Origin of the sequence: Rhodococcus sp. EPR-157, assembly GCF_001647195.1 — a bacterium.
In the GTDB taxonomy this organism is placed as follows: domain Bacteria; phylum Actinomycetota; class Actinomycetes; order Mycobacteriales; family Mycobacteriaceae; genus Rhodococcoides.
Genome location: NZ_LVCV01000132.1, coordinates 1 through 6179 on the forward strand (window position 1 = coordinate 1; position 6179 = coordinate 6179).

The window sequence follows — 6179 nt, forward strand, 5'->3', positions numbered from 1 at the left end:
CCTGCTGCCAACCGCCGGTGGGGTGCGGTGTAGTGACCAATTCGACGCGGGCGCCGTACGCGGCGAGCATCCGGTGCACGATCGGTTCCAGACCGGGGTCGGTGACGAGGGTGACGGGGTGGTGATGGGTGATCCCAGCCAAGGCCAGACCCAGGCCGAGGGTTCCGCTGGTGGATTCGATGATCATCGCACCGGGAGCGAGGTCGCCGCGGGCCTTCGCTTTCTCGACCATGTGCAGCGCGGGTCGGTCTTTCATCCCGCCGGGATTGCTGCCTTCGAGTTTGGCCCAGAAACCGCGGCCGGAGTCAGCGAACGGTTCACCGATCCACAGAACGGGCGTGTTGCCGACCATAGTGCTCGGTTCTGGGCAATTCTTGGCGGTCGCCAACATGTGGCCGGCGGAGGACGGTGGCACGAGTGTGGAGCGAACAGCACTGTTCATGATGAGTAATCCCTGTATGTGACCTGCGAGGGGCGCAGTAAGTGAGTGATGGGCAGTACGAGCTGGGCCATGAGGAGAGAAGTCCTCAGATGGCCCGCGGGCTGCTGATCAGCACCTGTTGATACAGAGTTCGTTCAAGACGGTCCGGCCGCGCCGGATCGGAATGGGTAGATCCGGTGGGGCTCGCGGAATGCGCGGCGCAGACATCGCCACCAACACCACAGCCAGGGCCATCGCGGCGACCGCGGCAATGGTTAACGGGCGGGGCGGATTGTCGGATCGGGGCATCGCGATGACGGTGTTCGTATCGTGCGCCACATGGGGCGATCCGTCGTCGATGTGCGCGTGGTTCGGTGAGAGTTCCGCGGCGGCCTGCGACGAGGAGGAAATGATGTGTATGCCGGCGCCGTGATGGTCCTGTTCCCAGGCGATGCCGCATTGAGCGATGGTGTGAGCCAACAAATAAAGGACAGCGGCGACTGCGATAACCGTCCGCAGACGCGGCGGGCGTATCGCAAGTGCTGTCACAACGTCTCGACGGTAGCAGCCAGAAACTGGGGTTGGTCCAATCCATCAGGGCGCCGAGAGACGTGCCGCCGCCGAAATCAGGCGGTCACACGGCCGCCAGCAGGCACCACATGTTTCTGGTCACGTCGAACACGGCCAGGGCGATCGGGGGCGGTGATCACCATGGCCGCCACGAGCAGACGTACGCGCTTTTATCCGTGTTGCGGAGGTAGAAGCCAGTCTCCAGGTCGGTCCAGCAGGCATCTTGTGCGAGCTAAGCCCGGACTCGTTCGATTGGGAGGCACTGCAGATCTGCGCGGAGACGAGGATGCCAGCCTGCACTTTCTGGACGCCTGCATCGCATCGGCCGCAGAGTCAATGACTTGTCGTCGCAAGTGTCAGCCGCAACTCTGAGACAAGGGTGGTTCCGTGCAGCGGTCGATGCCCGATCAAGGGCAGCGAAGGTGCGCGGTCAAGGGCAGCGAAGGTGCGCGGTCGGTATCCCGGGCCTGGCCCGGGATATGCATCGACGTCGCAGAGGATGCGGTGGCGGTTTGGGGAGCCGGTCTGGGCTCACCGCTAATACTACTATCGTGCATAGTAGTAACTGAGGGTGGCCAGGTGGCGCTATGCCGTACATGAGAAAAGAGCCATGCAGGCATGCTCGATATCGACTCCAGCACAACAACAGTGAACCGTCACCAACGAACCCGGCGCCGTGCGTTCACCGCGATAGCAGTCAGGTCATCGTCTGCGGTATCTGCTGGTTTGCTGTTGTTCGCGAGCTTCCCACCTCGGTCGCTGTGGTTCCTCGCGCCGCTGGGTATCGGGGTTCTTGTTCTCGTCATCCGCGGCCGTTCCATCCGGGCGGCGTTCTTCTACGGGTATCTGTCGGGACTGGCATTCTTTCTGCCTCTTCTGCCCTGGGTGGGCGTCTACGTCGGTGCCCCGCCGTGGCTGGCGCTAGCGGCGATCCAAGCGATAGCAGTGGCATTGTTCTGCGCTGCAGCGGCCGCAGTGTCCGGGTTGCGCCTCGAAGCCCTGTGGATCGCAGCGATCTGGACCGCCGCCGAAGGTCTGCGCGCACGGATTCCGTTCGGCGGATTCCCATGGGGGAAATTAGCTTTCGCCCAAGCGGATGGCCCTCTGCTCTCGCTTGCCGCGTTCGTCGGTGCGCCCGGTGTATCTTTTGCAGTCGCATTGATCGGCGCGGCACTGGCAAGTGTGGTCCGCCAGGTACGCCCGCCGACGTCGCGATTCGCATTCGGGTCGGCGGCCACTGTAGTGATCGTGCCGGCTCTGGCTTTCGCGCTCACTCCCGATGGGGGAACGACCGCGGCGCGTGCGACGGTCGCCGTTGTTCAAGGCAACGTTCCGCGGTTGGGTCTGGACTTCAACTCGCAACGCCGAGCAGTTCTCGACAATCACATCGAGCGAACAATGCAACTCGGGGAAGACATCACCGCCGGCAGTGTGCCCGCCCCCGACCTGGTGATCTGGCCGGAGAATGCGTCCGATATCGATCCGCTGCGCAATGCCGACGCTACTGCCGGGATCGACGCTGCAGCGCGGTCGGTCGGGGTGCCGCTTCTGGTCGGTGCGGTCCTCGGCAACGATGACGGCACCTCGACGAATACCTCGATCGTGTGGGATCCGGTTCTTGGACCGGGGGAGCGGCACGACAAACGCAAGCTCGTCCCTTTCGGGGAGTATCTCCCGATGCGATCTGTGATGACGACGTTGTCCTCGTACGCCTCGCAGGCCGGTAACTTCGTTCCCGGCTCGGGCGACGGTGTCGTCGACCTCGCCGGAATCCCGACGGCCGTCGCCACGTGTTACGAGGTCGCGTTCGACGACGTGGTCACCGAGTCCGTGCGTGCGGGGGCGCAGCTGCTCACGGTCCCCACCAACAACGCGACCTTCGGGCGCACTGATATGACCTACCAGCAGTTGGCAATGTCGCGGCTGCGAGCGGTCGAACACAACAGGACTGTCCTAGTTGCTGCGACCAGCGGGGTCAGCGCCGTCATCGACCCACAGGGGAAGGTCGGAAATCGTTCGGGCCTGTTCACTGCGGAGACGTTAGTGGCTGATGTTGCCCTGGAAACGAGATCGACGTGGGCGACAAGACTGGGCGCGCTTCCGGAGTACGCCGCGGTCGTTCTTGCTGTCATGGGATGTGCGCTCGCGTGGAGAAGGCGTTCGTCGGCCCGGTTGGCTCCGATCGCCGACACCGCGTCTGACATGCAAAAACGCTACCGGGGAACCATCTAACTACTAACCACGATAGTAATTACGCCATGCTTCGTGTAACGTTTCGTTATCGTGTCGTTATCGTTTCGACACATCAGCGAGGTGCGCATGCACATAGTTGCGCCTCGCTCCAATCGATTACCGAGGATTCTGTTGTGGCACAACACCGTACGACCCGTACTACCGACCGAAGCCAACAGTTATTGGACTGTGACGCGCAGCGAGCGGCGGGGACGCAGGGAGGGCGGCACCGTGCTCGAACGCGCGTCACCGAGCGCCGCGGCAGCGTCGCCGTCACCATGGCGGTGGCAGCGGGCGCTCTGATCACGGCGGGCGCCCAATATGCAAGCCCCGCCCAGGCGCAGGCAGCCCCCAGGCACGAGGCGCCGGCACAGGACCCGGTGGCCACGTATCTGCCTCAAATCCTCGCCATACCGGAGATCTCCAACTTCAACAATGCGATCGAGCAACTGGCCAAAGGGCAACGGCTAGCAGAGGAGAGCGCTGCGCGTGATGCAGCGGCGCTGCGACCACTCTTCGTTCGACCGGTCGCCGGGACCCTGACCTCGGATTTCGGACCACGATGGGGGACTACGCACACCGGACTTGACATCGCCAACGCCATCGGAACTCCCGTCTATGCGGCAGCCGATGGCACGGTGCTCGACTCCGGCCCAGCGGACGGTTTCGGCCTCTGGGTACGTCTTCAGCATGACGATGGAACGACAACGGTCTACGGGCACATCGACCAAACCTTGGTGACTGTGGGGCAACGAGTGCAAGCCGGTGAGCAGATCGCCACCGTCGGTAACCGCGGCCAATCGACTGGACCTCACCTGCATTTCGAGGTTGCCGATGCGGCAGGGAGCAAGGTCGATCCCCAGGGGTGGCTCGCCTCTCGGGGTGTCGCGCTGTCCGACGCCGCCGTTCAGTCGTAGGGCCACGTTTCGCCTCTCGGGCCGCGGTGCGACAAAGGAACTCACCATTAACTACTATAGTGCATAGTAGTTCGTTCTTGGCCGCTCAGGCTGGATCCCGCAGCGCTGTCCGCGGGTGCCGTGCCACACGAGATGAGTCCGCATGGCCGACCTTGCCGTGAAAGCGACTGCCCCGAGGGCTATTTCCGCCGCGGACGGGACCGAAAGGTTCGTTCCTTCACAAGGCTGTGGCGACGACCGATCCCAAAGTGCTCGGCGTCATGTGCATTGATTGGCCTGGCCGCGGACCGGAACCTGGGGGCACACATCTTTGATCCCGCGACCGGCGGAGTATTGCTGTGGCAGAACTTGTTCTGGTTCTTCGGTCACCCCGAGGTGTACATCATCGCGCTACCGTTCTTCGGGGTCGTCTCGGAGGTATTCTCCGTCTTTTCCCGCAAACCGATCTTCGGGTACACCGGCCTGATCTATGTCACCCGCGGTATCGCGGCGCTCTCCGTTACGGTGTGGGCGCACCATATGTACGCCACCGGTGCGAGGAAGTCCGGACGGAACCGCTGCACGACGACGAAGAAGGTGCGCCACCCACAGCCACGCCGTGACAGGCGGGACGGCGCCCTGCCGGATCGGGGTCATTGGAATGCGGGCGATCCTACTGCGCGCCCGCGGAACATGTTGCGGCACCGAGGGTCCAGTTCTGACGTTGAACGAGACCGCTGAGACGCATCCGAAGTCATTGCAACAGTGCAGAATTTGTTCACATCGGCGGGCCGTGCGGTCGACGCTCGGCTACGAGTCCCGATCCGAACCGGCGATGGTGGCTCCGCGTTCCGCCAGCCACGTTCTGGGGTCGACCTTTTCGCTGGCGGGTGTGTCGACCTCGAAGTGCAGATGTGGACCGGTGGAGATACCCCGGTTTCCTACCGTCGCAATTTCTTCGCCAGCCGCGACGCGTTGACCTACGGTCACGAGGTTGTCGTTGTTGTGTCCGTAGGTCGTTACGGTGCCGTCATCGTGGCGTATGCGCACCCAGAGTCCGAAGCCCTGGGCCGGTCCTGCGCTGATCACTTCGCCGTCCGCGACCGCGACGATCGGTGTACCGGTGGAGTTGGCGATGTCGATACCTTGATGGCTGCGGCCGTCGCCGAAGGTCGAGGTCAACGTTCCTGTTGTCGGCGCACGATACTTGCCGGTGCTCGACCCTGTTGTGTCGGTAGGGGATTGCGGGGTGGCCGACGAATGATCGCCTGCTTCGGGTGTCGTTGTTTCAGATGATGTGTCGGGTGCCGACGTTTCAGGTACAACGGCGTCGGGTTCGAGCGCGGGCAGTTCGGGCGTCGATGGGTCGGCGGCCGATTCGGGGTCTTGGGTGTCCTGGGTGCCTTGGGTGTTCGGTTGTTCGGTCGAGGGCTCGGCGTTCGACCTGCCGGGTGGGGCCGCCACGTGTCCGCGCGATGAGGTGTGCGGGGTGGCCGGATCGTGTGGAGTCTCGGCTGCCGCGAGTGTGGATGCGAGTGTGGCGACGTCCATCGACGACACCAGTCGGGGGAGAACTGTGGGGTCGATGTCGTTGATCGGCGCGAGACAGGGGATGAATCGCGAAAGAGCTCCCGTTTGTCCGTCAGTTGTATCGGTGGCTCCGATCGTGCCCACGAGGCAGGAGACGATGCGGCTCTGTGGACCGGCCAGGTCGTCGAGAGCACCGTTGGCGCGAATATCGCGTAGTGCACCGACGACTAGACCGAGGATCTCTTGTTGGACGTGCGGGTCCGATTGGGCCTGTGCGACGGTGACAGGCGGCGGCGCAGACGGATCGGCGTCCGGTGCTGCAGACACCGTGGGCGCCAGCGCGAGGATGCCTCCCACGAACGCGGTACCGACGAGGACGCGAGTACCCCACCGAGTTCGGTGTGCCATGCACGATGACGAGGGCAGAGGTTTCATTTTCGGTGGTCCTCCTGGACGGGCAACTGCATACCTGGCAGTAATTCATGTCGCCTTCGAGTCAAGGCGACACGCCGCATCACTATTACACTCTT

Annotated in this window: 5 protein-coding genes and 1 pseudogene; 3 read left to right on the top strand and 3 right to left on the bottom strand. The window is 63.4% G+C overall.

The annotated features are described in order from the left end of the window. Nucleotides 1–442: pyridoxal-phosphate dependent enzyme (locus A2J03_RS05240; RefSeq protein WP_197480627.1), on the bottom strand; the 442-nt coding region annotated here is incomplete at its 3' end. A gap of 108 nt (nt 443–550) precedes the next feature. Further along, the gene (locus A2J03_RS05245; protein ID WP_068370469.1) at nt 551–970 is read right to left on the bottom strand and encodes a hypothetical protein; all 420 of its coding nucleotides are present in this window, start codon (nt 968–970) and stop codon (nt 551–553) included. A gap of 639 nt (nt 971–1609) precedes the next feature. Between A2J03_RS05245 and lnt the strand changes: the two genes are divergently transcribed. From lnt to A2J03_RS29740, 3 genes and pseudogenes are all read left to right on the top strand, one after another. Next, nucleotides 1610–3223 carry an apolipoprotein N-acyltransferase gene (lnt, locus tag A2J03_RS05255; protein WP_082897612.1) on the top strand — a complete coding sequence of 538 codons (1614 nt, stop codon included), beginning with the start codon at nt 1610–1612 and terminating at the stop codon, nt 3221–3223. 134 nt (nt 3224–3357) lie between these two features. Further along, nucleotides 3358–4140 carry a M23 family metallopeptidase gene (locus A2J03_RS05260; RefSeq protein ID WP_231912378.1) on the top strand — a complete coding sequence of 261 codons (783 nt, stop codon included), beginning with the start codon at nt 3358–3360 and terminating at the stop codon, nt 4138–4140. 258 nt (nt 4141–4398) lie between these two features. Then, a pseudogene (locus A2J03_RS29740) lies at nt 4399–4677 on the top strand (cbb3-type cytochrome c oxidase subunit I); the annotation flags it as partial. A gap of 252 nt (nt 4678–4929) precedes the next feature. On the opposite strand, the gene A2J03_RS29745 reads toward A2J03_RS29740, so the two are convergent. After that, a complete protein-coding gene (locus tag A2J03_RS29745; RefSeq protein ID WP_231912379.1) occupies nt 4930–6057 on the bottom strand; it encodes a M23 family metallopeptidase in 1128 nt (375 codons plus the stop codon). Nucleotides 6058–6179 lie beyond the last annotated feature (122 nt).

What these genes read in the sequence shown, in the direction of transcription:
- lnt (WP_082897612.1), top strand. Translation starts at nt 1,610, where the DNA reads ATGCTCGATATCGACTCCAGCACAACAACAGTGAACCGTCACCAACGA.
- A2J03_RS29745 (WP_231912379.1), bottom strand. Translation starts at nt 6,057, where the DNA reads ATGGCACACCGAACTCGGTGGGGTACTCGCGTCCTCGTCGGTACCGCG.